The organism is Nocardia terrae (assembly GCF_009760405.1).
In the GTDB taxonomy this organism is placed as follows: Bacteria; Actinomycetota; Actinomycetes; order Mycobacteriales; family Mycobacteriaceae; genus Nocardia; species Nocardia terrae.
On sequence record NZ_WRPP01000001.1, the window covers coordinates 1,335,927 to 1,361,427 of the forward strand.

Consider the following 25,501-nt stretch of genomic DNA (forward strand, 5'->3'; position numbering starts at 1 on the left):
TGACGTCATTCAAGGAAACTTTTGACGCCAGAATCGGGCGCTTGACACGAATCGCCATCGCAGCGGGCGCGGTTCGGGTATAACGGTGCAAATCCCGTTCCAGCGACGCTGTAGCCTTTCTGACTATGACGAACGGTGAATCGACGCGAACCGAGCTGCGCGCGTCCGGCACAGTAGGTGTCGCGATGGTGACCCCCTTTACCGCCGAAGGCAAGCTCGACGTCGATGCCGGTGTCGCGCTGGCCGCCCGCCTGATCGACGGCGGCGTCGATCTCCTCGCCATCTCCGGCACCACCGGCGAGTCGCCGACCACCACCGAGTCCGAGAAGTTCGATCTGCTGCGCGCCATCGTCGACGCGGTCGGTGACCGTGCCACCGTCATCGCGGGCACCGGTACCTACGACACCGCGCACAGCATCGAGCTCTCCCGCAACGCCCAGCGCGCGGGTGCGCACGGGTTGCTGGTCGTGACCCCGTATTACTCGAAGCCGAATCAGGACGGCCTGTTCGCGCACTTCACCGCGATCGCCGATGCGACCGATCTGCCGGTCACCCTCTACGACATTCCGCCGCGCTCGGTGGTGCCCATCGCCACCGACACCATTCGCCGCCTCGCCGAGCACCCGCGCATCGTCGCGGTCAAGGACGCCAAGGGCGACCTGGGCTCGGGCGCGGAACTCATCGCCGAGACCGGGCTGGCCTTCTACTCCGGTGACGACGTGCTCAACCTGCCGTGGCTGTCGGTGGGCGCGACCGGATTCATCAGCGTCATCGGCCATCTCGTGCCGGACCGCCTGCGGGCCCTGCTCGACGCCTACAACGCCGGTGACATGGTTCGCGCCCGCGAGATCAATGTCAGCATGCTTCCGCTCAATCGCGCCATGGCCCGTCTCGGCGGGGTCGCCATGACCAAGGGTGCGCTGCGGCTGCTCGGGACGGAGGCGGGCGAGCCACGATTGCCACAACTCATGCCGAGTAAGGATCAACTCGACGAGCTCGTGGTGGACCTGCACGCGGCGGGAGTCCTTGCATGAGCGAACCCATCGCACGCCGCCCCCGCCGTACCGCCAGCCGCGCCGCCGGCGCTCCGGCCCCGGCCCCCGAAACTCCCGTGCAGCCCGCCGTCCAGCCGGAATCCGCTGCTCCGGCTGTCGAATCGGTTGCCGTCCAGCCGGAATCGGTGACCATCCCGCCGGAAACCGCTGCGGCCGAACCGGTTCGGGAACGCAGCGGCCGCGGCCGCAACGGCTTGGCCGAGCGCGCCAAGGCCGCGCAGGACAAGCCCGCCGCCGAGGCCCCGCGCTCGCGTCAGGACGATTCCCGTTCGCGCGGTGACGATTCCCGTTCGCGCGGCGGTGACCGCAACCGTCGCGGCGGCGGCCGTGGCCGTCAGGGCGGCCGTGATCGTGACGCGGCCCCGGCCCCGCGCGATCCGCACGCCATGGGCACCCCGCCCAAGGCCCCCAAGGGCGGCCTGCGGGTGTTCGCGCTCGGCGGCATCGGCGAAATCGGCCGCAACATGACCGTTTTCGAGTATGACGGCAAGCTGCTCATCGTCGACTGCGGTGTGCTGTTCCCCGAGGACCAGCAGCCCGGCGTCGACCTGATCCTGCCCGACTTCGGTCCCATCGAGGACCGCATGGACGACATCGCCGCGGTGATCCTCACCCACGGTCACGAGGATCACATCGGCGCGGTGCCGTTCCTGCTGCGCCTGCGGCGCGACATTCCGGTCATCGGCGCGAAGTTCACGCTCGCGCTGGTGGCGGCCAAGTGCCGCGAGCACCGGCTGCAGCCGCACCTGGTCGAGGTCACCGAGGGTGAGCACACCACGCACGGGCCGTTCGGTTGCGAGTACTTCGCGGTCAACCACTCCATCCCGGACGCCATCGCGGTGGCCATCCGCACGCCCGCGGGCATCGCGCTGCACACCGGCGACATCAAGCTGGACCAGCTGCCGCTCGACGGCCGCCTCACCGACCTGGCCGGGTTCTCCCGCCTGGGCGACGAGGGCGTGGACCTGTTCCTGGTCGACTCCACCAATGCCGAGGTGCCCGGCTTCGTCACGCCCGAGCGTGAGATCGGGCCGGTGCTCGACAATGTGATCGGCAAGGCCAAGGGCCGGGTCATCGTGGCCTCCTTCGCTTCTCACGTGCACCGCATCCAGCAGGTGGTGGACGTGGCGCAGCGCTACGACCGCCGGGTGTGCTTCGTGGGCCGGTCCATGGTCCGCAATATGCAGATCGCGCAGGATCTCGGCTACCTGGATATTCCGGACGGCCTGGTGGTCGATCTGGATCAGGCCGCGAACCTGCCGGTGCACAAGCTGGTGCTGATCTCGACCGGTTCGCAGGGCGAGCCGCTCTCGGCGCTCTCGCGCATGGCGCGCGGTGACCACCGGCAGATCAACATCCGCCCCGATGATCTCGTGGTGCTGGCCTCCTCGCTGATCCCGGGCAACGAGAACGCGGTCTTCGCGGTCGTGAACGGCCTGGCCCGCCTGGGCGCGACCGTGGTCACCCAGCAGAACGCGAAAGTCCATGTCTCCGGCCACGCTTCGGCCGGTGAGCTGCTGTACCTCTACAACGCGGTGCGCCCCACCAACGCCATGCCCGTGCACGGCGAATGGCGGCACCTGCGCGCCAACGGCGCGCTCGCGGTGGCGACCGGCGTCCCCGAGGAGCGGGTCATCCTGGCCGAGAACGGCGTGGTGGTCGACCTGGTCGACGGCATCGCCTCCATCACCGGCCGCGTCCCGGTCGGCCAGGTCTACGTCGACGGCCTCTCCGTCGGCGACGTCGGCGAATCCACCCTCTCCGACCGCCTGGTCCTGGGCGAGGGCGGCTTCATCTCCATCAACGTCGCCATCGACTCGGCCACCGGCAAGGCTGTCAGCACCCCCGAGGTCACCGGCCGCGGCTTCTCCGACGACCCCGAAGCCCTCACCGGCGCACAGGAACTCGTCGAGAACGAACTCCACCGCCTGGCCGTCGAGGGCGTCACCGACACCCACCGCATCGCCCAGTCGGTGCGTCGCGTGGTCGGCCGCTGGGTCGCGGAGGTCTACCGCCGCCGCCCCATGATCGTCCCGACCGTCATCGGCGTGTAGCGGCCGAATCGCCTGCAGCACAAACGAACCCGCCCCGGCAGTTATCCAACTGCCGGGGCGGATTTGGTTTTGGAGGTATCGGCAGGTTCCAGCCCCCCACCGGTTCGGCAACGGCCTGGATCGCGGAGAGGGCGTGCCCAGGCCGACAGCCCAACTCACGTCCCAGCCCCCTCGAGACTCGGCCCGTGACGACCTCCCGGCGTGTCCCACGACACGAACGCCGAGTGGCACATCCTGGAGGGGATTTGTCTGAATTGCCTCCAGAATGTGCCACTCGGTGGGAAGGGCGGGTTATTTGTCCTGGCAGGCTGCGGAGTCGAGCTTGGCGGCCTTGACGATCGAGCAGGCGTAGTTGTGGTCGATTTTCCAGTCGTTGCCGTCGGCTACGAAGGAGACCGTCGCGTTCTGGACGGGCTTGCCGTCGATCGTCACGTCGGCGTCGGCCTTGAGCTTGCCGCCGGACGGGTCGCCCACGTTGGTGATCTTGATCTTGACGTTGTTGGCCTTGGCGGCGTCTACCAGCTTCTGGGCGAGCTGGGGGTCCAGGGCGGCGTCTTCGATCCAGTCGGTCTTGGTCTTGGAGTCGATGGACGGATCGAAGGCCTTGGTCACCTTGGCGTTCAGGTCGTCGACCGTGGGCTTGGGCAGGTCGGCCGCGGTGGTGGGCGCGGGGGCCGCACCGGTGACCTTGCCGCCGTCGTCGGTGCTGCCGTCGAACTTGCCGGCGGGCGCGGCGGCCGAGGTGGTGGTCGCGGCCTTGGTGGTGTCGTCGGACTTGCTGCAGGCCACCAGACCCAGGGCCGAGGTGGCCAGCATCAGCGCGGCAGTCGCGCGGAAGATGTTGTGCTTCAACGTAATTCTCTCCCCGTGTGGATTACAGCTGGTAGCCGGTGGTGCAGTTCCAGTGGATGATGGTGGCGTCACCGGAGTTCCGGTTCAGTGCCTGGTTCTTGGCCGCGACGCGCGAGGACGCCGCACCGAAGGTGTAGTAGCCGTCGCGGTTCGAGTACGCCACCGCGCCGCAGCCGTTGGCGAACTTCGCCACGATCTTGCAGTCGTTGTAGGTGCACGAGCTCATCGCGGCGTTCTGCGCCGAGGGGCTGTCGGAGTAGTCGTAGGAGTAGCCGATACGACCGGTGGACACCGACAGCGCGATCGCGCCGTAGTTGTAGTCCTGGTAGGCATTGGCCGGAGCCGCGGTCCCCGCCAGCAGGGAACCGGCGGCCGCGACCATCACGGCTGCGCCGCTGACGATCTTCTTCAATTTTTCGCCCTTCTAGTGCTTTCGGATCCACGACCCTATGGACCGAACGATCAAGCTACCGATACGGAAACGTAGACGCCAACCGGGTATCTGTGTTTTGTGATCGCCCACCGCGGGGTACGCGCGCGTGCGGGGAAAAGTGGTGCCGTGCATATTCGGATGAGCCGGACTAAGGTTCGCCTTATGAACTTGGCTCAACGCGAGCGTCAGGCCCTGGTCCAGGCCATGGACGAGGCCGGTCCGGACGCCCCCACCCTGTGCGGGGAATGGACGACCCGAGACCTGGCCGCGCACTTGATCGTTCGCGAGCGCCGCCCCGACGCCGCCCCCGGCATCCTGCTGAAGCCCTTCGCGCCCTACCTGGACCGCGTGCAGAGCAAGGTCGCCCAGCGGCCCTTCGCCCAGCTGCTCGACGAGGTGCGCAGCGGCCCGCCGTTCCTCCTGCGTCCGGTCGACGGCCTGATGAACACCACCGAGATGTTCGTCCACCATGAGGACGTGCGCCGCGGCGCTCCCGGCTGGGAACCGCGCACGCTTTCGGCCGCCGATGAGACCCAGCTCTGGAAGGTGCTGCAGGGCCTGGCGCGCATGGCCTATCGCAAATCGCCGGTTACTGTCGCGCTCTCCACGCCCGACGGCCGCCGCACCATCGCGCACAAGGCGGGCGATCGCACCGTGGTGCTGGTCGGTCCGCCCTCGGAGCTGCTGCTGCACGCCTTCGGCCGCAACGAGGTCCGACTCGAGGCCACCGGCGCCCCCGACGACGTCGCGCTGGTCCACGCCCTCGACCGCAGCGTCTGACGTCCCGGTACCTGGGACGGCCATACCGTCCGAGGTGGCAGGCGGCGTACCGGTCATGAAACGATCACGTGCGGAGCGGTAGCTTGCGTGATCGGCAGTGGTCCGCGTGTGATGAGGTGGTAGGCAATGTCTTGGCAACTGGCGGTTCTCGGACCGGTCGAGTTGACGGCAGATGGGGTGCCGATCCCCGCCATGCCACCCAAACAGCAGGCGGCGCTGGCCATGCTGGCCTGCGCGCGGGGCCGCACGGTCTCGGTCGAGGAGCTGGTCGACGGCATCTGGGGCGCGGACCGGCCCTCCTCGGCGGTGGGCGCGCTGCGCAACTACGCGTGGGCGCTGCGGAAACACCTTTCGACGCAGGGGAGCGTGCTGTTGTCCTCGGAGTCGAGGGGATACCGGCTCGACGGCCCGCTGGAACTGGATGTCGACGGCATCGAACGCCTGCGCGCCGAGGGGACCGAGGCCCGCGTCGGCGGCCGCCTCGAATTCGCCGACACCGCCCTGCGCACCGCGCTGGGCGCCTGGCGCGGTGATCCGCTCACCGGCGTGCCCGGCCCGTGGGCGGCCGCCGAACGGGCCCGGCTGCGGCGACTGCACCGGGTGCTGGAGGAGGACCTCATCGAGATCGCCGTGCAGCGCGGCGACTTCTCGCACGCCATGGCCGAACTGGAGGCGCTGATCACCGGCGACCCGCACAGCGAACGGCTGCGTGCGCTCATGATGACCGCGCTGTATCGGGCCGGCCGCCGCGCCGAGGCCCTCGACGAATATCAGCGCATTCGGAGGCTGCTGGTATCCGAGCAGGGCATCGAGCCCGGCCCGGTGCTGGCCGAACTGCACCGCCAGATCCTGTCCGACGAGGTGCCCACGGTGGAGGCGGCGACCGCCCCGATCGCGATGGTCGCGCCCCGCCCGGCCCAATTGCCGCCCGACGCGGCGGATTTCACCGGTCGGCAGGAGCAGGTGCACGAACTGTGCTCGGCGTTCGGCGGTGTCGCGCCGCCGCTGGTGGCGATCTGCGGCATGGGCGGGGTCGGCAAGACGGCGCTGGCTCTGCATGTGGCGCACCGGATTCGGAGCCGCTACCCGGACGGTCAGCTGTATGTGGACCTGTGCGGCGCGAGCGCCGCGCCCGCCGACCCGGAGCATGTGCTCGGCGCGTTCCTGCGGGCATTGGGCGTGGCGCAGAAGGAGATCCCGGTCGGCGTGGCCGAGCGCGCGGCGCTGTTCCGATCGGCCATCAGCGGCCGCCGCATGCTGATCGTGCTCGACAATGCCAGCGACGCGACCCAGGTCGCGCCGCTGCTGCCGGGCGAGCCCGAGTGCGCGGTGCTGGTGACCGCGCGCCGCCCGCTCACCGCGCTGCCGGGCGTGCGGTCCGCGGCGCTGCGGGTGCTGGAACCCGAAGAGGCCGTGGAGCTTTTCGCCCGCATCGTCGGCGCGGCACGGGTGGCCGCCGAACCCGAGGCGGTGCGCCGCATTGTCGAGTTGTGCGGGCTGCTGCCGATCGCGGTGCGGATCGTGGCCGCGCGGGTGGCGGCGCGCCCGCAGTGGACGGTGGTCTCCGAGGCCGAGCGCCTGGCCGCCGAACGCCACGACCTGGACCGGTTCCGGGTGGGGGAGCTGGCGCTGACGGCCGCCTTCCGTGCGGGCTACGACCAGTTGCCCGCCGAGGCCGCGCGGGCGTTCCGTCTGCTGGCGGTCGCCGATCTGCCGGATCTGTCGCTGGCCGCCACGGCCGCGGTGCTCGACACCATCGAGCCCGTCGCCGAGGACCTGTGCGAGGAGCTGGTCGACCGGGCGATGCTGGAGTCGGTGGGCCGCGGCCGCTACCACTATCACGACCTCATGCGCCTGTTCGCGCTCGGCCGTCCGGGGACCGATCCCGCGGCCGATGTCACCTCGCGCCTGCTGGACTTCTACCTGGCCACCATGAAAACGGTGCTGCGCGTGCGGCATCCGGGCCTGCGGATGCGGCTCGCGCCGACCGGTCACCCGGGCACCCGGCTCGCGGATCTGGAGGCGACCCGGGAATTCCTCACCGTCGAGCGCCGCAATCTGAACGCGCTCTACCGGTTGGCCATCGCGGGCACACCCCGGCATCGGGTGCTGGCCGCGGATCTCGCGCTGACCGTGGCCGAGACCGGGCTGGCCTGTGACGCCAGCATCGACCCGGCTCGCACTCTCGAGGAGCTGGCCCGGGCGATCGAGGCCGACGGGAATGTGGTCGCGGCCCGGCGCGCCCGGCTCGCGGTGGTCTTCGCGCTGCTCGGTGAGCTGGACGAGCCGGATCAGGCGACCGCGCACATCGATCGCCTGCTGGCCGAGGACGATCCGGACTCCGACGAGTGGGCCTCCGGGGCGGTTCACGCGTACGCCGGAATCCTCGCCCTGCACAATGGCGACCCGGCCCGCGCGGCCACGCATTTCGCCACCACGCTCACCATGGCCCGCCGCGCCGGCAGCCCCGAATGCGTCCGCGTCGCGTACTCGCTCTTGGCTCGGGCCTATTCGGCGGCGGGCCGCAATCGCGACTCCCTGGCCGCCGCGGCGCGCGCGGTCGTGGCCGACGACAAACCCGGTGTCCGCCGCCACATCGTGTGGGGCCTGATCGAGGCCGCCTGGGTGCTCAGCGCCGAGGGCGACTTCGACCGCGGCAGCCGCCTCTACGACACGGCCCTGTCCTTGTCGCGCGGATTCGGCAGCACCCGCATCGAATCCATCGTCCACGCCCGCGCGGCCCGCGCTCACCTGAACGCGGGCCACTTCGCCAAGGCCGCCGAGCATGCCGAGCGCGCCGAGGCCACCCGGGTCACAGTCGGAATGGGCGCTTTCTACACCCACAACCTCCTGGTCCGCTACACCGCACTGCGTCGCCTGGGCCGTGCCGTCGACGCCGCCGAGTGCTACCGCGCCGCCACCACCCAGATCCCCGACTTCGACGCCGCCCTCACCTCCTGGTCCGCCGCCCCCCAGGTCCCCGCGACCCGCTGACGCCCCCGGCACCCAAACGTCGAGTGGCACACCAGCAAGGGTTTTTGTCCGTTTTCCCTTCGCTGGTGTGCCACTCGACGTTCGTGTCAGGGGACATGCCGCGATGCCGCCGGGGATCTTCTGTGGCCGGTGAGACGCGGGTTTCCGCGTAGTGAGCGCCACATGTCCGATGTGGGTGGGTCGGGTGTTGCGGATGGTCCGGGTGGGGCACGAGCGGCTAGCCTGGGACGCATGGCAGGGAAGGCCCGCAGCGGAACGTCACGTACGAGAGCCGGGACTGCGCGGGGGCAGGCTCCTGCGCAGTCCCGGGCTCGCAGTCCGCGGACACCCGCGCGGGCGCGCAAGGCCCCGGCACGGAAGGCTCCGGCACGGCGACCGGTTCGGCGGCAGTCGAATACCGCGCCGCTGGCGGTGGTCCGGCGGGGAGTGACCAGTGCGTGGAACGTGACCGCGCGGGGGCTGGGAGCCACGACCCGGGCGATGAGCCGGGCGGGGGATATCGAGCACGGGCATCGGCGCGATGGAATCGCGCTGGGGCTGGTGGCTTTCGCCTTCATCATCGCGGCGGCGGTGTGGCTGTCGGCGGGCGGGCCGGTCGGGCACTGGGTGGATACCGCGGTGCGCTGGGTGGCCGGATCCGCCTCGGCGGGATTGCCGTTCGTGGCGGTGGGCATCGCGGTGGTGCTCATGCGCACCGAGCCGCATCCGGAGATCCGGCCCCGGCTGGTGCTGGGCGGGCTGCTGGCGGGGCTGCCGATTCTGGGGCTGTGGCACATGGCGGCGGGCGCGCCGACCGATGAGCACGGGCGCGAGCACGCCGCCGGATTCGTCGGGTATGTGGTGGGCGGGCCGCTGCAGGACGGGCTGAGCGCCTTCCTCGCGGTGCCATTGCTCATGCTGGCCATCGGTTTCGGTGTCCTGCTGCTCACCGGCACCCAGGTGCGCGACGTGCCCGCCCGCATGCGCGAGATCTTCGGCACCGATGCCGGGGGTGACGAATACGAGGGCTACTCCGAGGAACACGGCCTCTACGACCCGGACAACTATGACGCGGACGGCTTCCCGCTGCACCGCCCCGAAGTACGCAAACGCCGCGGCAAGTCCCCGTCGGAGAACTACCCGACCGACGAGTTCGGCGGGTCCGACGCCGTCACCGAGGTCATCGGCGAACCCCCGCTGCAGGACGCCAAGGACATCGCCGCGCCCGAGGAGAAGCCACGGAGTTCATCGGAGCGGGCCAAGCCGCGCAAGCCCGCTCCCAAGGTCGTCGACCAGACCCCGCCGCCGCCGGAACCCCAGCAGCTGGAGTTCGTCACCGACCGCGAGGTGGACGGCGACTACACGCTGCCGTCGCTGAACCTGCTCACCGACGGCGAGCCGCCCAAGAAGCGCAGTGCGGCCAACGAATCCATGATCGAGGCCATCACCGAGGTCCTGGTGCAGTTCAAGATCGACGCCGCGGTCACGGGTTTCGTGCGCGGCCCGACGGTCACCCGCTACGAGGTGGAGCTGGGCCCCGGCGTGAAGGTCGAGAAGATCACCGCGCTGGCCCGCAATATCGCCTACGCCGTGGCCACCGAGAACGTGCGCCTGCTGGCCCCGATCCCGGGCAAGTCGGCGGTCGGCATCGAGGTGCCCAACGCCGACCGCGAATTGGTGCGCCTGGCAGACGTTCTGAAGGCGCCGTCGACGCGCAACGACCACCATCCGCTGGTGATCGGCCTGGGCAAGAACATCGAGGGCGAATACCTCGCGGCGAACCTGGCCAAGATGCCGCACCTGCTGGTGGCCGGTTCCACCGGTTCGGGTAAGTCCAGCTTCGTCAACTCGATGCTGGTCTCGCTGCTGTGCCGCGCCACCCCCGAGGAGGTGCGCATGATCCTCATCGACCCGAAGATGGTGGAACTGACGCCCTACGAGGGCATTCCGCATCTGATCACGCCCATCATCACCCAGCCCAAGAAGGCCGCCGCCGCGCTGGCCTGGCTGGTGGAGGAGATGGAACAGCGCTATCAGGACATGCAGGCCAACAAGGTCCGCCACATCGACGACTTCAACCGGAAGGTGAAGTCCGGTCAGATCACCGCGCCGCTGGGCAGCGAAAGGGTGTACCGCCCTTACCCGTACATCCTGGCCATCGTGGACGAGCTCGCCGACCTCATGATGACCGCGCCCCGCGACGTCGAGGACGCCATCGTCCGCATCACCCAGAAGGCCCGTGCCGCGGGCATTCACCTGGTGCTGGCCACCCAGCGCCCGTCGGTGGATGTCGTGACCGGTCTGATCAAGACGAACGTCCCGTCCCGATTGGCCTTCGCCACGTCGTCGTTGACCGACTCCCGAGTCATCCTCGACCAGCCCGGCGCGGAGAAGCTGATCGGCATGGGCGACGGCTTGTTCCTCCCCATGGGTGCGAGCAAACCGACTCGTCTGCAGGGCGCGTTCATCTCCGACGAGGAGATCTCCGCCGTCGTCGATTTCGCCAAGACCCAGGCCGAACCCGACTACCAGGACGGCGTCACCGCCGCCAAGGCGGGCGAGAAGAAGGACGTCGATCCCGACATCGGCGACGACCTCGACCTGCTGGTGCAGGCCATCGAACTGGTGGTCACCTCCCAATTCGGTTCCACCTCGATGCTGCAGCGCAAACTCCGCGTCGGCTTCGCCAAGGCGGGCCGCCTCATGGACCTGATGGAAACCAGGGGAGTGGTGGGCCCGTCGGAAGGCTCCAAGGCCCGCGACGTTCTCATCAAACCCGACGAACTCGACGGCCTGCTATGGACCATCAAGGGCGGTGGCGGCGAGCCACCCGCCTCGGATGACGCGGAGTCCGAGGAGTTCTGAGTCTCCGGGCGTCCGTCAGTCTCGCAGCGTCCGGCTCGGCGGCACGCCGTATTCCTCCCGATACCATGCGGCGAACCGGGCCGGGTGGGTGAAACCCCAACGCGCGGCGATGGCTTCGACGGTCGCGCCCGCCGCGGGATCGGCCGCGCTGAGGTCGCGATGGGCGTTGGCGAGCCGGGCCCGCCGCAGATAGCCCAACGGCGTGGTGTCGAGGTGGCGGCGGAAACCGGCCTGTAAGGCCCGCGGACTCACCCGTGCCGCCGCGGCCATGCGCGCGAGGGTCAGCGGCTCAGCGGCGTGGGCGTCGATGAACTGTGCCGCGCGCCGCACGACCGCGGGTGCCATGTCCCCGGGCCCGGGCGTGTAGTCGGTGGTCATGGTGGAGTTGGGGAACGTGGTGAGCAATGCGGTGGCGGTCAACCGTTTCAGGCTGTCGAGCATCAGGGGGTCGATGGTCTCGGCGCCGGAGTCGATCAACCGGCGGTACAGGAAGGTGGAGGTGTCGGCCCACACCGGCTCGGTTCCCGGGAGCGCGGCCATGCCGTGGAATCGCAGCGGCCGAGCCGAGAGGTCGTATCGTCCGGCGGCCTGATCGGCGACGTCGGACAGGCGGATACGGACCAGGGCGTATGTCATGTCCTCCAGGCTGGTCGTCCAGTTCGAGTCCATCGGCGCCAGGAACATCCCGCCCGCGCCGAGCGTGAGTTGGTCCTTGCGCGTGGTCAGTTGGCCGCGGCCGCCGAGCATGACCGCGGCGAGCAGGCAGTCGGAGGCTTCGCCCTCCGCGTGGTAGCTGATGCCGGTGAAGCGCAGCAGGTCGGCGCCGAGCCCGTCGGCCGTCGACGACCGCACCTCGACCCGCACCCGCTCCGGCGACGTGACGCTGATTCGCGCCCGATGATCGATCACCAGCTCTTTGACCACGGCGACAGCCGGATCGGCTTCACCGGTACGGATTTCGGCACGCTCGACGGAAATGGTCACAGTGCCGACCACACAGCCTTTCCTTGCTTCCCCTCGGTGTCTGCCCGGACCGGTCACCGCGCCTTCGGACCCCTCGCGTCCAGGGTAGCCACATTCGGAAGCCGGTATCCGGAAAGCGCTCCATGTTCGCCCACGGCACAGCCGACCGCCGGTCGCGACCCGATACTGGTGGCACGGTCTTCACGAACAGCCCGGCGCAATGATGCGCCCGGCAACGCTGAAGCCGCGCGTAACCCCGCGGCACCCCTCGCCGCGGGGCTACCCCCTTGCTTCGCCTGGGGAGGAGGCGAATTCGATCGGCTGTGCGTCTGTCCGTGCCCTGACGCACCGCTACGTCGCATCCGCGCTGATTCAGCTCCTTTCAGCGCGGATGCGACTTTTTTCTGCGGCGGTGCCGGCCCGCGCCGGCTCGACGGTCAGTCCTCGCGGGCCGACGCCTGCCGGATGGTCAGACGGCCCTGGGTCTGCATGAGGGAGCGGCGGTTGAGCCTTTCGGCGATCACGACCGTGCCGTAGGCGGCGGCGGCCATGAGGGCCAGGGCGATGATCGGCTCCCACCAGGCGGCGGTTCCGGCGGCGAGGCGGGCGGGCATGGCCACCACCTCGCCCGCGCCCGGCCCGGTGACCGCGATGTCGATGGTTTCGGTTCGCCCGCTGAGGAATCCGGTGACGGTCAGCGAGACGATGATGGCGATCATGGTCACCGCGGTGGAGATCAGGAGATTGCGATCGCGCAGCTTCACCGCGATCTCCCGCCGCGCCACGATGCGCCACCGCCCGCCCGGTAGTGGATCGGGGCCAGGTCCAGGTGCCGCCCGCTCATGCCACGGCCTCCCGGTAGATGTCGGACACCGAGGACCGCACCGGCGCGAGCTCCCGGATCGACCCCTCCGCCAGGGCTTGGATGAGCAGTTCGTCGGTGGTCTCGTCCAGCAGTTCGAAAATCGCTGTCGTCCCGTCGATCTCGATCACCCGCACGCCCGCGAACTCGCGCAGCCACACCGGTTCGTGGTCGACCACCAGCCGATAGCGCGGCGTTCCCGATCGCGTGAGTTCCTCGGCCGAGCCCTGGGCGACCACCCGCCCGTCGGCGAGGATGATCAGCCGATCGCACAGCCGCTCCACCAGGTCCAGCTGGTGCGAGGAGAACAGAATCGGGATACCTTGCGCGGCATGCTCTTTCAGTAGCGCCGCCATGGTGTCGACCGCGACCGGGTCCAGTCCCGAGAACGGCTCGTCCAGTACCAGCGCGACCGGGTCCGAGATCAGCGCCGCCGCGATCTGCACCCGCTGCTGATTCCCGAGCGACAGCGATTCGAGTTTGTCCTTGCGCCGTCCGCCCAGTTCGAACCGGTCCAGCAGCTCCATGGCCCCCTCGAAGGCCGCCCGCGTGCTCATCCCGCGCAACCGCGCCAGATAGATGAGCTGATCCAGCACCGGCTGTTTGGGATACAGCCCCCGTTCCTCGGGCATGTACCCGAAACGCCGCCGATCCGCGGCCGTCACCGTGTGCCCGTTCCAGCGCACCTCACCGCCGTGGATTCCCAAGACCCCCATGATCATCCGCATGGTGGTGGTCTTCCCCGCCCCGTTCCCGCCGACGAACCCCGTCAGCGTCCCGTCGGGCACGACGAACGAGACATCGTCCACCGCCACCTTTTCCCCGAACCTGCGCATCAGTCGCGCTGCTTCCAGCATTGGCCCTCCCCTGTACCCGGTGCGACGGCTCGATATCGGGTCCGTCGTCAGCTGTCCTCCAGACGTTAGGCGGCGACTCGCGCTCAAAGCCCGGGCATTTCGCGCCGGACGGGCTTCGGCCCTGATCAGGGTCGTGCGACCGGTTGTCCGGACCGGACGATCGGAGCGCACTAGAACGTGTTCTATATTCGGGTGACAGTTCCGGCGAGCCCTCGGGAGTTCCGTACATGTACCAGTGGTCCGACGAAGACCTGATGTTCCGCGACGCTCTGCGCGGGTTCATCGACAAGGAGATCAAGCCCAACGTCGAGGCACTGGAAAGCGGTGCGCTGCCGCCCTTCGACATCATTCGCAAGCTGTACGCCACCTTCGGGCTGGACGAGATGGCGAGGGAAGGGCTGGAGAAGGCGATCGCCCGTGAGGAGAGCGGGACCACCGGTAAGTCCGGCGGTGGGTTCAGCGGGTCGGGGAGCATGGGGGTGATCCTCAACAGTGAGCTGGCGGGGGTCAGTCTCGGGCTGGTGGCCTCCATGGGGGTGAGCCTCGGGCTGACCGTGGGAACCATTCGCAGCCGCGGCACGCTCGCGCAGAAGAAGCGCTGGCTGCCGGAGCTGGTCACCTTCGAGAAGGTGGGGGCGTGGGCGATCACCGAACCCGATTCGGGCTCGGACGCTTTCGGCGGGATGAAGTCCTACGTCCGGCGCGACGGCGAGGACTACATCCTCAACGGCCGCAAGACCTTCATCACCAACGGTCCCTACGCCGATGTCACCGTCGTCTACGCCAAGCTGGACGAGCAGGACGACACCGATCGGCGCGACCGCAAGGTGCTGACCTTCGTGCTCGACAAGGGCATGCCGGGCTTCACCCAGTCCAAGCCGTTCAAGAAGATGGGCATGAACTCCTCGCCCACCGGCGAACTGTTCTTCGACAATGTCCGCATCACCCCCGACCGGCTGCTCGGCGAGACCGAGACCCCCGCGAAGGGCGATGGAAAGGACAGCGCCAAGGAGTCTTTCGCCGCCGAGCGCATCGGCATCGCCTCGCTGGCGCTGGGCATCATCAACGAATGCCACCGGCTCTCGGTCGACTACGCCAAGTCGCGCAAGCTGTGGGGCAAGGAGATCGCGCAGTTCCAGCTCATTCAGCTCAAGCTGGCCGAGATGGAGATCGCGCGGATCAATGTGCAGAACATGGTGTTCAACGCGATCGAGCGGACGGCCGCGGGGGAGAAGGTCTCGCTCGCCGAGGCGTCGGCCATGAAGCTGTACTCCTCGCGCGCCGCCACCGAGGTCGCCATGGAGGCGGTGCAGCTCTTCGGCGGGAACGGCTACATGGCCGAGTACAAGGTCGAGCAGCTCGCCCGGGATGCCAAGTCGCTGATGATCTACGCGGGCAGCAATGAAATTCAGGTCACCCATATCGCCAAGGGGCTGCTCGCCGGTTAGTCGTGGGGCTGCTCGCCGGATCAGTGGTGAATTCACTCCGCCCGAGACAGTGAAGCATTATCGTTTCTCATCGCTCACGGCTTTGCGTGGGCGATGAGAGGAGCACACCCATGAGCAACACCCGGCGGGCCGGCATCGGCGCGACCGCGATCGGCGCCGCGGCGGCTGTCGCGATGCTGACCGCACCCGACGCCAACGCCCTGGTCACCGACATCAGCGTGGCGAGCAGCAGTCAGTACTGCACCAACCAGCCGTACACCGTGACGGTCAATGTGACCGTCACGTCGTTCCTGTTCGATGTCGCCTTGAGCGACAACGACAGTCAGGTCGGCAGCGTGAAACCGCAGAACGGCGTGGCCACCTTCAACTGGACCCCGACCACCACGGGCACGCACACGCTGAAGGCGGTCCAGGAAGTGATCAGCAACAAGTCCACCAGCGTCACGGTCGTCGATTGCTCCGCGACCGGCGGTGGCTCCGGCTCCGCGGGCTCCGGCTCGTCGGCCTCCAACCCGTTGTCGGGTCTGCTCAGCAGCCTTTCGGCGCACTGAGGCCGAGCCTCTCGGGGGCACTGAGGCCGAGCCTCTCGGGGGCACTGAGGCCGAGCCTCTCGGGGGGCACTGAGGCCGAGCCTCTCGGGGGCACCAGGCAGCCAACCCTGCCGGGCACATCATGCTTGTTCGAAAGCCGTTGTGCCCGGCGGGATCGGTGCTCAGCCGCCGAAGAAGGTCTTCGGCTCGCCGAGGTACCAGGTGTTCTCGATGCGCATGCGGCTGATCAGCCAGCGCTCGCCGTCGCGCGTCAACTCCAGCACGTACGGGTTCTTCAACAGAGCAAAGGTCCCGTGATCGTCGGTCAGCAGGTGCTGGGCCTCGACGAGGGCGGTCATCCGCGCGGTGTCGCCGTCGATCTCGATGCGCGGGTTGGTGACCTGGTGGGTGGTGTCGACGCGGCCGGTGAACATGGCCAGGATGGTCGAGACGATGGTGTCGCGCCCGGTCATCACCGGCGGCTGGGCGCCCCAGCGCGCGGCGGCGGGCCGGAAGTCCAGTTCGGCGTCGGCGGTGAAGGCGGAGGCGAACAGCGCGGCGTCCTTGCGGTCCTGCCCGAGCGCGAATCGGTAGAGAGCGTCGGTGATCTCGGCCCGGTCGCGCAGTTCGGCGGTCACCGCGGCCGTATCGCCGGCGGGTGCGGATAGGGCGTGGTGCTTGACGCTCACGTCAATCTCCTTGTGGTGTGATGGTTTCGAGGAATTTCAGCGCGAGTTCGGCTATCTGATCCGGGGTTTCGGCGTGCGGATAGTGGCCCGAACCCTCGATCATCGCCACCGACCCGAGGCCCTTCGGCATGGCGGCGACGATCGCCTCGGCCTCGGCGCGCGGGTCCGGGAAATCGGGATCCTCGGTACCCATGATCACCAGAGCCGGGCAATCGATGTGCGGCAGTTGGGCTTCCGCGTCGGCGGGCGTCGACTTCATGGTCTCGAGGAAGTTCGCGAACCTCCCCGGCTCCCGCAGCTTCGCCGCCAGATCGCCCATGTACTCGTCGTAGTCGGGTGTGCCGAGCGGATAGGCCACATCCAGATAGCTCAGCCACAGCCCCAGACTGCGGAATATCGCCGTCCCGAGAATTCGCGGCTGCCCGCGGCGATACCGCGAAACCGTGAACAGCGCACCGAAATCCAGCAGCGGCTGGGTCCTGGTGAAAGGGTTGATCTCGATGACACCGCGCACCAGCTCGGGCGACATCGCCGCCGCGATGGTCGCCGCCCCGCCCGAAATGGAATGCCCGACGATCACGGCGGGCCCACCGAGGTGCCGGATCAGCCCGAGCAGATCCCCGGCGATATCGGTGCGTGAAATGGCCGCACTCCCGTCATGGGAGGTCCAGTTCATACTGGATTCGCCGTGCCCGCGCAGATCGGGCGTGGCCACCCGGTACCCGGCCCCGGCGAGCAGCGGGGCGAGGAACCGGAAGACCTGCCGGTGATCGCCCATCCCGTGCGACAGCACCACCAGCGGCCCGGCGCCTTCGACGTCGTAGGCGATCCGCCCGCCGTCAAGTTCCAAGAACTCGGTCATGGCACCGACCCTAGGATTCGGCATCGGCCCGGATCGGGGGCGATTCACGCCAACCTCGAGTCTTTCGACGCCACCGGTTGTCTGGCAGGGTGACCGAGGTGGTAGCCGCATCGTGGAAGATCCGCTGGCAGTTCGACCGCTACGACGACGAGCATCGGGTGGAGATGGGTGCCGTGGCGGTGCTTCCCGGCGTGCCCGCCCGCTTACTCGTCACCGAGGAGTGGACCTTCACGGGGCTGAAGTCGGATAACACTTTTCTGTACCTGACCGATGACAGCGTCGAGCGTGACTATCAGATCATGTTCAAGTACCCGATGACCGAGCCTCGGCGTCCGCGCATCGAACTCTTGCCCCGGGGCGGGGGCTTCGTGGCGCTGGTCAATACCTCCCGGGGTGTGAGCGCGCTGAATTTCGATGGTGCCGAGCCGATCTCGCACCGCATCGAAGGCGACACCGCGGTGCTGGACTTCGCTTCGGGGTTCGTCGACGGGCGGGCGGTGGTCATGGTGGCGGCCGACGGCTGGGACTCGGTCACCCTCGCGACACACGACCTCGAGACGGGTTGCGTGCTCGGCGGGCCGGAGGAGCTGCTCTTCGCCGACCGGAATCGGCAGGACTGGCGTGTGGGCCGCTGGCACGGCGCGCCGGTGGTCGGGCTGCTCGATCCGGAGGTCTTTCCGGGTTCGGCTGCCGCCCAATACTTCTCGCTGCTGGACCCGTGCACCTGCTGCGAGGCGGCGCTGCTGGCGGTCACCGATGTCGAGGAGCTGTCGCTGGTGGTGACTCGCGAGCACGGCGGGCTCGTCCAGTGCTATGCCGCGCCGATCACCGCCGACCCGGACACCGAACCGCAGCCCTACGGTGCGCCGATGACCGACGTGCCGGGAACGGTTCACGGTGCGCGGCCCGGGTACTGGCGTGCGCTCCCGGCGGTGGTGTTGTGGACCGACGCGGGAATCTCGTTGCGCGACCTGGCGACCGACCGCTGGATCTGCCACGTCCCGCTCGCGTCGAGGGTGCACGATGTGGCCATCACCTCCGACGGTGCGCTCGCCGCCATCACCGAGCACGGTCCGCGGTTGATCGAGATCGGACCCTGGCCCTGAATCAGAGCCCGTCGAGCCGGGCCAGGACGTCGAATGCCTGCTCGGCGGTCTGGTGCTCCCACTCGATCTCGGCGGTCGCAGCCGGTGCCAGTGCGGGATTCGCGAGGGCGAGGCCGTTGGCGAAGATGGTCGTATTGGCCCCGAGGTCGGCGGCGATCAGCATCGGCTTGGTGGCCACGCCCGCCCCGAGCACGCGGTCGAGGCCCTCGCCGACGAAGTAGAACCGCCACAGCGGGCCCATTTTCGCGCGGTAGATGCGGTCGGTGCGCTCGGTGATGTGGTCACCGGTCGCCGCGATACTGGCGACGATCTTGAAGTAGTCGCCCGCGTCGCCGGGTGTCGAGCCCGCCTCGGCGACCGCGCGGGGGAGATCCACGACGAGGTGGGCGTTGTAGCCGGCGATCGCGACGCGGGCGGGGGAGACGGCGCAGTCGGCGGCGAGCGCGAAATAGTTGGCCCAGTGCGGTTCCGGTGTGCCGCCGCTGAATTCGGCGTGCACGTTGTCGAGGAACCGCCGCAGCAGATCGAAACTGAGCCGATGCGCGTATTCGGGGTCGGCGAACGATCCCGGATCCCGCTGCAACGGCATCACCGCCTCGGCCTCCACGACATCGAGCCCCGTGGCGAACGAGCCGCGCCGATCCGCGTGCCGCTCGAGGATCTCGGTGATCCGGTGGTCCCGCGCCACCGCGTCCTCGAGCTTGGCGAGCCCGTCGCCGCCGAGGTCACCGGTATCGGACAGCCGTGCGATCTCATCGTTCTCGGCGGGCGACAGCGTCGGCGCGCAGCCTGTCTCCGTCGCCGGAGCGGCGAGCGCCGCCGCCGGCGTGACGACCGAAGCGGCGGCAACCGAGAGCGCGGCAACGGACCGCCAGAATGCATCGAGCACGATGGATTTCTAGCAGACCGCGGCTCGATATGCATGTCGGAGATCGATCGGCGTGTCGGCTACCGGGAGCCGATCGAGCGCATGAGACCGACCACGTCGGTCTCGGTCTGGAGCATGAGCACCGGCGCGTCCGAATCCGCGCGCACCCGCGTATCGCCGTCCAGTGCCTCGGGGTCGCCGAAGCCGGTCAGTGTGGCAGGGCGGCCCGGCCGCCCGTCGATCAGGTACGCGTCGTAGGGCGAGCCGTGCGGCGCAATGGCATTCACATAGGTCACGAGCGTGGCCGCCGATTGCGGCTGGGCGTTTTCGATTGTTCGTCCTGAAAATGATGAAGGCAGGTTTTATCCCGAAAAGTGGGGATGTCTAGCGTGTTTGACGCGGAATTTCGGACCAATTGGCGGATGTCGGCACCGCGTCACGCGGTATGTGACTAGGTTTTCCAGGGTCGTCGGTGAGTCTTGTGCGTGGCCGGAGGAGCCTTGGAGACCACATATCGCTTGTCCTTGCACCGGTTTGCCGTGTCGGAGTTGGCGGCGAACGGGCTCGAGGCCGAGTGGCTGCTAGCGGAGGCGGGGATTCCCGAGTGGACGCTGGAGGACGGGGACATCCAGGTCCCGAGTTCGGGATTCGCGCGGCTGTGGGAGGCGGCGGCGCGGGCGCTGGATGATCCGATCGTGCCGGTTCGACTCGGGTGCCGGTTCGCGCTGGGGGCGGGCGGGCTGTGCGACTACCTGTTCTCGACCTCGCCGACGATCGGTGAGGGGCTGGCCACCGTCGGGCCCTACATCAGCGATATCAGCACCAATCATCGGCTGTCCTTCGTCGAAGAGGACAACGGCGACATCAGATTCGGCTTCGAGATCATCGAAGGCGACGACACCGCACGCGATCTGACGCACCTGTGGGCGGTCGCCTCGCTGCTCGGGCGACCCCGCCGGGTGGCGGCCGGGCCGTTCGACGCGGTGCTGGTCCGGCTGCGGCAGCGGCCGCCGCGCAATCACACCGACATGTACGACCTGCTCGGCACCCGGGCCATCGAGTTCGGGGCCTCGGAAGATTCGATCACCTTCCGCGCAGCGGATATGGAAGTGCCGCTGACCACCGCCGATCCGGTGCTGCACGCGATTCTGGAGAAGGTGGCGGCCACTGTGCCACCGCCGCCCCCGCTGGCCAGCGCATGGGTGGATCACGTCGCCGGAGCCCTCGAGCAGGCGCTGGCCGCCGGGGACGCCACGCTCGACTCGGTCGCGCGGCGGCTGATGGTGAGCCGCCGGACCCTGCAGCGCAGGCTGACCGAGGCGGGCACCACCTGGCGGCAGGAACTGGACCGCGCGCGACTGGAACGGCTGCGCCGGGCCGACACCGCCGGGGCGCACCTGGGCCGCGCGCGCCAAGCCGAGATCCTGGGTTACGCGGGGCCGCAATCGATTCGCCGGGCCGCCCGGCGCTGGGAGTCGATCGCCGATCGCCGCGCCGTCGAGTTGCCCCTGCGGGCCTGAGGTCCCCTCCGCCTCGGGCACGTCCGGGCCGACCGGCTCAGCCACGCGCGGGTCCGCGTCCGAAGCGGTGGCGGGAGCGCCGCATCCGCAGCGACCCGTCGCTCTGGACCGAGTAGAGGCGCGCGAATCGCGGATTCGCCTGCGGCATGGGCGCATTCATCAGCTCGGTGTCGAGGAAAAGCACCGTGCGGCTGGAACCGAACGTGACATCGCGGACCCCGAGCACCACCGCGATGCCCTCGTAGACCGGATTGTCCTCGACGGTGACCTCGGCCCGCTTGACCGCCTGCCGCATCTGCAGTGCGTCGCGCTGCATGCCAACGAGCACGCCGATGTCGTGCTCGAGCGAGAAGCGCCGGATGTCGGCGGGCACCATGGAATCGTCACGCACCAGCTCCATCTCGTCGCCGTGCTGCTCGAGGGTGTGGCGGGCGAGCGAGCAGGACTGCTCGGCGAATCGGATCCCGATCTCGAAGGCCCGCCCGACGCTGGGCTGGCTCATGACCGCGAGTTCGAGCGCGTCGAGCATGGGCGGATGACAGGTCAGCCCCGCCATCAGGCCGAATCCGGGTTCGTCGCGAATGCCCCGCACGATATTGCGCATGACCGCGACCTGCTGCGCATAGGTGACCTCGCTGTCCGGATCGCGGAGCTGGCCGCCGCGAAGGTCGGTGCCGCGCAGGATGGCCGCCATCGACAGGCCGCGGCCCAGCGCGAAATCCACCAGGAGTGCCGTACTGAATACCGGGCGTCTTCGGAACTGCCGCTCGGTTGTGCTGTGGTCGATCACCGGAGCCCCACTGCTACCTCTGGTCTGTTGGTCCGTAGCCCCCCGGCGGATCGGGCGAGGGTCCGGATGCGCCGGCGGGCAGTCGGCGCACCCGGATCCCGCCTACAGCCTGGTGAACCAGACGCCGCACGGCGAGCACCTTTCGCGCCAAGCTGCCGCAGAACGTGCCATCGTGCGCCATGGGAGCAAACCTGGTCGGAAACCGGCTGCGGCGGGCCGGAAATCGATCATCGAATCCACCCGGGCTGGGGAAATCCGGGCTTTTCGGGCGTGTTGGCGTGTCCCAATTCCGACTGGTCGTGACCGGAAGCGCGCTGGCGAATCAAGGTTGGCAACCTTATAGTTAATTCACCGTTTCATTCGGTGACCACGTGTCGGCCCGGCTCGAAGTTCCGGCACGGCCCCCACTTTCGAATCGAGGCGTCCATGCCCTCATCCGACTTCTCCTGCGCTGTGCCGGAATTGGAGATCCTGCCGCCACCGGGGCACCCCATTCTCGCTCTGCCGGTGCGTGTGTCGCCGCACGCAGCCCGCCTCGAGGAGCTCATCCTCGACTGGGCCGATACCTACGAACTGCTCGAGACGGCGCGGCAGCGGGAACGATTGGCCGGCACCCATCTCGGCGAACTCATCGCTCGCACTTTCCCTTTCGTGCGCGAGGACCGCCTCGAACCATTGGCGGGGTGGTTCACGTGGGCCTTCGTCATCGACGACTGGTACGACGGTCCCGGCGGCGGCCTGCTCGACGGGCACGAGCGCCGGCTGTCGCAGGTGCTGGACGCGTTGCCGGTGGACGGGCGCCGACCGGCCACCCATCCGGCCGCGCTCGTGCGGCAACTCGCGGCGGTGTGGACGCGCATGGCCGATCGCCAAAGTGTGCAGTGGCGGCTGCGATTCGTCGACTGCATGGCGGCGTTCATGGAGTCCTTCGCCTACGAGGCCGTCAACAGGCGTGCGGAGACGACGCCCGGGGTGGTGTCCTATGCCCAGTTGCGCCGGCAGTCCGGCGGCATCACACCGTGTCTGTGTCTGCTGGAATATGCTGCGGGACTGGAGGTTCCGGGTCTGATCCGGCGTAGCGACCCGTTCCAGCGCATGTTCAACTGCGCCGCGGACGCGGTCGTGTGGGTCAACGATGTGGTGTCCCTGCGCAAGGAGCTGGCCATCGGCGAGGTCACCAACGGGGTGCTGGCGCTGGCCGCCGAACGGTGTTGCGGCCTGCAGGAGGCGGTTGCCGCGGCCTACGGGCGCGTCGCACGGGTCATCGACGAATTCCATACCGCCGAAGGGGAACTGGCCCGGTTGTGCATGGACTGGCGCGGGCTCGCCGACCGGGATCAACGCGCCGTGCGCAGCTTCGTGGACGGTATGAAGTGCTGGATGCGCGGCAATCTCGACTGGTCGCTGCATTCGGAGCGGTACCGGCAGGCCGACCCGCTGCGGCTGGGCACCGCACCGACGCTGCTGAATTCCGAATAGCCCGAGGGCATCCCGACCATCCCCCTGCCATTCCTCCAGGAGGCCGATCATGGCTGTCTTGTCACCCCGCGCGTCGCGCCCCGACTCACCCGTACCCGCGGCGCCGGGTGCGCTGCCGCTGCTCGGCCACAGCCTGGCCCTGCTCCGGGACCCCCTGCCGCTGCTGCTGTCGCTGCCCGGACACGGCGAGGTGGTCCGGCTGCGGCTGGGCGGCGGCGACTTCTACGCGGTGTGCACCCCCGAGCTGACACACGAATTACTGCACGACCCACGCACTTTCGACAAGGGCGGCTTCTTCTTCGACCGCCTGCGGGAGCTGACCGGGAACAATGTGGCGTCCTGCCCGCATGCCGAGCACGCCGCCCAGCGACGCCGGGTGCAGCCGATGTTCCGCCGGGACCGGATGCCGGGATACGGCCGGACCATCGTCGAACAGGCCGCCGCGGTGACCGACGGCTGGCGGGCCGGCACGGTGGTCGAGGTGTTCCCCGACATGCTGCGCATCGGCGCGGGCTGCGCCGCCGCCCTGGTGTTCGGTGCCGCATTCGGCCCGGAGGCGTTGGAGCGCACCATCTCCGACATCACCCGCTATGTCGAGGGCATCTTCACCCGCATGTTCCTGCCGCCGGTGCTCACCCGGATTCCCCTGCCCGCCAACCGTCGCTACGAGCAGGTGCGAAAGCGATTGCGCCACGCCGTCTCCGAGATGGTCGACGGCCATCGGCGCGCGGGCCACCCGGTCGGCGGCGACCTGCTGACCGCGCTGATGGAAGCGGATCCCGCCGCGGACGGACCGGATTCCCGCACGGGGCTGGTCGATCAGCTGACCCTGATGCTCATGGCCGGAACCGAATCCACCGCGACCACCGTCGCCTGGGCGCTGCACGAGCTCGCCCGCGACCCCGGCCTGCAGCGCCGTGTGCAGCACGAACTCGACGCCGTGATCGGGCCGGAGACACCGGTCCACGCGCACATCGAACACCTCGAACTGACCGGCCGGGTCCTGACCGAGACGCTGCGAAAGTACCCCGCCGCATGGCTGCTCAGCCGCGTCGCGACGAAAGACGCACTGCTGGGCGGTCACCGGATCCCGGCGGGCGCGGCGGTCGTCTTCAGCCCGTATCTGCAGCACCGTCACGCCGAACTCTTCCCCGACCCGGAACGGTTCGATCCCGGCCGCTGGCTACCGGGGGAGTCGCTTCCCATGATGCGAAAAGCCTTGATTCCCTTCGGTAGTGGGACACGCAAGTGCGCGGGCGACACCTTCGCCCTGACCGAGTCCGCTCTCGTGCTGGCCTCGATACTCACCCGATGGTCCGTGCACCCGGTGCCCGGCAGCCAGGTGCGGCTGGCGGCTTACGGGGCTCTGCAACCCGAAGGACTACGTCTCGGGCTGACGGCACGGTGCCCCGGGGCTCACGGGTAAAACGTGGGCAACATCCCTTTGACGAGAACCAGGGCTGATCCCTCGCCGGAGGGCACCGCGGCCAGATTGGTGACGACCACGATGCTGAGCCCGGAATCCGGGTCGTAGCCCATGAAGCTCATGAACCCGGGTAGCTGGCCGTCGTGGCCGAGCAGGTGCGGGCCGAATCGGACGATGCCGAGGCCGTAGGCCGCGGCGGCCGGGTTGGCCGGGTCGACGGGCGGGATGCTGTCGATCCTGATCTGCTGTGTTCTGGCGTCGAGCATCGTGCCGGTGGCGAGCGCCTTCACGTAGGTGGTCAGATCGCCGACCGTCGAGATCGCCGCGCCGGCCGTCCAGGCCCACGACGGGCTGGCGGTGGTCTGGTCGCTGGGTTTCAGCGTGCCCGCCAGTGCGGCGGCCTGCTGGTCGGGCGGCAGGGCGGCCGTATCGATGGTCTCGACATTGGTCCCGAAGGCGTAGCCCTGCGGATGCGGATCCGGAATCGCGGAGTCCGTCGCGACCGGGAACGAGGTGTGCTTCAAGCCGAGCGGTTCGAAGATGCGGGTCCGGAAGTTCTCGGCCATCGACATGTTCGTGACGTTCTCGATGACCAGCCCGAGCAGGACGGTGTTGGTGTTGCAGTACTCGAACCGTTCCCCGGGCGCGAAGTTCACCGGGTGCGAGAACGCGATCGCCAGCAGCTCCTCCGGTGTCCACACCTTCTGCGGGTCGGTGTCGAGTGTGGCGTTGAACTGCCGGTCGAAGGTGTAGCTGTACAGGCCGCTGCGCATATCGGCGAGCTCGGCGAGGGTGATCCGATCACCGTTCGGCACACCCGGCTGGTACTTGCCGATCGGATCGTCGAGGGAGAGCCTGCCCTCCTGGGCGAGCTGGAGCAGCACGGTGACGGTCATCGTCTTGGTATTGCTGCCGATGCGCCAGTGGTCGGCGGTCGACGGCGGCTTGTTCTCGCCGAGCGTGCCGGTGCCGAACGCGGCGGTCCAGTCGCCCTGCTTCGGCGATCGCACCGCCACCACCGCCCCCGGAATGACGTTGTCCTTCATCAATTTCTCGATGATCGGCCGCAAGGTCACCGCGTACCCCGGC

The 25,501-nt window shown here is 68.8% G+C and carries 22 protein-coding genes; 11 read left to right on the forward strand and 11 right to left on the reverse strand.

Going from position 1 to position 25,501, the window contains the following annotated elements; translation table 11 throughout:
• The first annotated feature begins 125 nt into the window (after positions 1-125).
• Both dapA and GPX89_RS06195 read left to right on the forward strand, forming a co-directional pair.
• Positions 126-1,034 carry a 4-hydroxy-tetrahydrodipicolinate synthase gene (dapA, locus tag GPX89_RS06190; RefSeq protein WP_157355578.1) on the forward strand — a complete coding sequence of 303 codons (909 nt, stop codon included), beginning with the start codon at positions 126-128 and terminating at the stop codon, positions 1,032-1,034.
• The gene (locus tag GPX89_RS06195; RefSeq protein ID WP_157355581.1) at positions 1,031-3,109 is read left to right on the forward strand and encodes a ribonuclease J; all 2,079 of its coding nucleotides are present in this window, start codon (positions 1,031-1,033) and stop codon (positions 3,107-3,109) included. The genes dapA and GPX89_RS06195 overlap by 4 nt, the downstream gene beginning before the upstream one ends.
• 291 nt (positions 3,110-3,400) lie before the next feature.
• On the opposite strand, the gene GPX89_RS06200 is transcribed toward GPX89_RS06195, so the two are convergent.
• Both GPX89_RS06200 and GPX89_RS06205 read right to left on the reverse strand, forming a co-directional pair.
• On the reverse strand, positions 3,401-3,961 hold the full coding sequence (locus GPX89_RS06200) for a hypothetical protein (protein WP_157355584.1): 561 nt from the start codon (positions 3,959-3,961) through the stop codon (positions 3,401-3,403).
• A gap of 22 nt (positions 3,962-3,983) precedes the next feature.
• Entirely contained in the window at positions 3,984-4,373 is a 390-nt protein-coding gene (locus tag GPX89_RS06205; protein ID WP_235946671.1) for a DUF4189 domain-containing protein, read from the reverse strand.
• Between the two features lie 183 nt (positions 4,374-4,556).
• Here GPX89_RS06205 and GPX89_RS06210 point away from each other — a divergent pair, with 183 nt between their 5' ends.
• From GPX89_RS06210 to GPX89_RS06220, 3 genes are all read left to right on the forward strand, one after another.
• Entirely contained in the window at positions 4,557-5,174 is a 618-nt protein-coding gene (locus GPX89_RS06210; RefSeq protein WP_157355587.1) for a TIGR03085 family metal-binding protein, read from the forward strand.
• Between the two features lie 126 nt (positions 5,175-5,300).
• A complete protein-coding gene (locus GPX89_RS06215; protein ID WP_157355590.1) occupies positions 5,301-8,168 on the forward strand; it encodes an AfsR/SARP family transcriptional regulator in 2,868 nt (955 codons plus the stop codon).
• 231 nt (positions 8,169-8,399) lie between these two features.
• Positions 8,400-11,012, forward strand: a complete 2,613-nt coding sequence (locus tag GPX89_RS06220) for a DNA translocase FtsK (protein WP_157355593.1) — start codon at positions 8,400-8,402, stop codon at positions 11,010-11,012.
• A 15-nt stretch (positions 11,013-11,027) separates the two neighbouring features.
• Here GPX89_RS06220 and GPX89_RS45775 read toward each other — a convergent pair whose 3' ends face one another.
• The 3 genes from GPX89_RS45775 to GPX89_RS06235 form a co-directional block, all read right to left on the reverse strand.
• Positions 11,028-12,008, reverse strand: coding sequence for a helix-turn-helix transcriptional regulator (locus GPX89_RS45775; RefSeq protein ID WP_328601557.1), 981 nt, complete (start codon positions 12,006-12,008; stop codon positions 11,028-11,030).
• A gap of 404 nt (positions 12,009-12,412) precedes the next feature.
• Positions 12,413-12,760 (reverse strand): ABC transporter permease family protein, encoded by a 348-nt coding sequence (locus tag GPX89_RS43730; protein ID WP_198347276.1) that lies wholly within the window; start codon positions 12,758-12,760, stop codon positions 12,413-12,415.
• A 55-nt stretch (positions 12,761-12,815) separates the two neighbouring features.
• On the reverse strand, positions 12,816-13,694 hold the full coding sequence (locus GPX89_RS06235) for an ABC transporter ATP-binding protein (protein ID WP_157355596.1): 879 nt from the start codon (positions 13,692-13,694) through the stop codon (positions 12,816-12,818).
• A gap of 227 nt (positions 13,695-13,921) precedes the next feature.
• On the opposite strand from GPX89_RS06235, the gene GPX89_RS06240 reads away from it, so the two are divergent.
• Together GPX89_RS06240 and GPX89_RS06245 are read left to right on the forward strand one after the other, a co-directional pair.
• Positions 13,922-15,142 carry an acyl-CoA dehydrogenase family protein gene (locus tag GPX89_RS06240; RefSeq protein ID WP_157355599.1) on the forward strand — a complete coding sequence of 407 codons (1,221 nt, stop codon included), beginning with the start codon at positions 13,922-13,924 and terminating at the stop codon, positions 15,140-15,142.
• A 110-nt stretch (positions 15,143-15,252) separates the two neighbouring features.
• Positions 15,253-15,693 (forward strand): hypothetical protein, encoded by a 441-nt coding sequence (locus GPX89_RS06245; RefSeq protein WP_157355602.1) that lies wholly within the window; start codon positions 15,253-15,255, stop codon positions 15,691-15,693.
• Positions 15,694-15,854: 161 nt separating this feature from the next.
• Here the strand turns inward: GPX89_RS06245 and GPX89_RS06250 are convergent, their stop codons facing one another.
• Positions 15,855-16,361 carry a nuclear transport factor 2 family protein gene (locus tag GPX89_RS06250; protein WP_198347277.1) on the reverse strand — a complete coding sequence of 169 codons (507 nt, stop codon included), beginning with the start codon at positions 16,359-16,361 and terminating at the stop codon, positions 15,855-15,857.
• A 1-nt stretch (position 16,362) separates the two neighbouring features.
• Complete coding sequence (locus GPX89_RS06255; protein WP_157355605.1) at positions 16,363-17,223, reverse strand: alpha/beta fold hydrolase; 861 nt, start codon at positions 17,221-17,223, stop codon at positions 16,363-16,365.
• 89 nt (positions 17,224-17,312) lie between these two features.
• Here GPX89_RS06255 and GPX89_RS06260 point away from each other — a divergent pair, with 89 nt between their 5' ends.
• Entirely contained in the window at positions 17,313-18,329 is a 1,017-nt protein-coding gene (locus GPX89_RS06260; RefSeq protein WP_157355608.1) for a hypothetical protein, read from the forward strand.
• Position 18,330: 1 nt separating this feature from the next.
• On the opposite strand, the gene GPX89_RS06265 is transcribed toward GPX89_RS06260, so the two are convergent.
• Entirely contained in the window at positions 18,331-19,218 is an 888-nt protein-coding gene (locus GPX89_RS06265) for a DUF5995 family protein (protein ID WP_157355611.1), read from the reverse strand.
• Positions 19,219-19,277: 59 nt separating this feature from the next.
• Positions 19,278-19,556, reverse strand: a complete 279-nt coding sequence (locus GPX89_RS06270; protein ID WP_235946919.1) for an alpha/beta hydrolase domain-containing protein — start codon at positions 19,554-19,556, stop codon at positions 19,278-19,280.
• A gap of 180 nt (positions 19,557-19,736) precedes the next feature.
• Here GPX89_RS06270 and GPX89_RS06275 point away from each other — a divergent pair, with 180 nt between their 5' ends.
• Positions 19,737-20,717, forward strand: coding sequence for an AraC family transcriptional regulator ligand-binding domain-containing protein (locus GPX89_RS06275; RefSeq protein WP_328601558.1), 981 nt, complete (start codon positions 19,737-19,739; stop codon positions 20,715-20,717).
• A gap of 37 nt (positions 20,718-20,754) precedes the next feature.
• On the opposite strand, the gene GPX89_RS06280 is transcribed toward GPX89_RS06275, so the two are convergent.
• Positions 20,755-21,441, reverse strand: a complete 687-nt coding sequence (locus GPX89_RS06280; protein ID WP_157355617.1) for an AraC family transcriptional regulator ligand-binding domain-containing protein — start codon at positions 21,439-21,441, stop codon at positions 20,755-20,757.
• A gap of 492 nt (positions 21,442-21,933) precedes the next feature.
• Here GPX89_RS06280 and GPX89_RS06285 point away from each other — a divergent pair, with 492 nt between their 5' ends.
• Positions 21,934-22,986: a terpene synthase family protein gene (locus tag GPX89_RS06285; protein WP_157355619.1), complete on the forward strand. Its 1,053-nt coding sequence runs from the start codon at positions 21,934-21,936 to the stop codon at positions 22,984-22,986.
• 49 nt (positions 22,987-23,035) lie between these two features.
• Positions 23,036-24,412, forward strand: coding sequence for a cytochrome P450 (locus GPX89_RS06290; RefSeq protein WP_157355621.1), 1,377 nt, complete (start codon positions 23,036-23,038; stop codon positions 24,410-24,412).
• On the opposite strand, the gene GPX89_RS06295 is transcribed toward GPX89_RS06290, so the two are convergent.
• Entirely contained in the window at positions 24,403-25,488 is a 1,086-nt protein-coding gene (locus GPX89_RS06295) for a serine hydrolase domain-containing protein (protein ID WP_328601559.1), read from the reverse strand. The genes GPX89_RS06290 and GPX89_RS06295 overlap by 10 nt on opposite strands.
• Positions 25,489-25,501 lie beyond the last annotated feature (13 nt).